The following is a 523-nucleotide window of genomic DNA, read 5'->3' on the forward strand; positions in this document are numbered from 1 at the left end:
GGCCGCGCACGCGCTCGCGCACGACCGCTCGACGGTGGTCGCGGTGCCCGACTACCGCGACCAGGAGCAGCTCGAGGCCGCGCTGGCCGAGTTCGTCGATCCGCGTCGCGTGCTGCGGACTGACGCGCGGCAGACGGGGCCCGCGCGGTACCGCGCGTTCCTCGATGCCACCGCCGACGCGGCGCGCGTCGTCATCGGCAACCGGTCGACGGTCTACGCGCCGGCCGCCCGCCTGGGGCTCATCGTCGTCGTCGACGACGGCGACGGCCTGCACTCCGAGCCGCTCGCGCCGGGCGTCCACAGCCGCGATGCCGCGCTCATCAGGCAGGAGCAGTCCGGGGCCGCGCTCCTGTTCCTCGCCCACAGCCGGAGCGTCGAGGTGCAGCGGCTCGTCGAGCTCGGCTGGGTCCACGACGTCCCGCTGCGTCGCGGCGGTCGTCCGCGGGTCGTGCTCACGGAGCAGCAGGCGGCGCCGGAGAGCGGTGGCGCGCGGATCCCGTCGGCGGCGTGGCGCGAGGCGCAG

The 523-nt window shown here is 76.7% G+C and carries 1 pseudogene; it reads left to right on the forward strand.

The window, feature by feature from the left end:
• Positions 1 to 523, forward strand: a pseudogene (locus ESO86_RS19680) (primosomal protein N'); the annotation flags it as partial.

It is taken from the genome of Agromyces binzhouensis, assembly GCF_004135055.1.
In the GTDB taxonomy this organism is placed as follows: Bacteria; Actinomycetota; Actinomycetes; order Actinomycetales; family Microbacteriaceae; genus Agromyces; species Agromyces binzhouensis.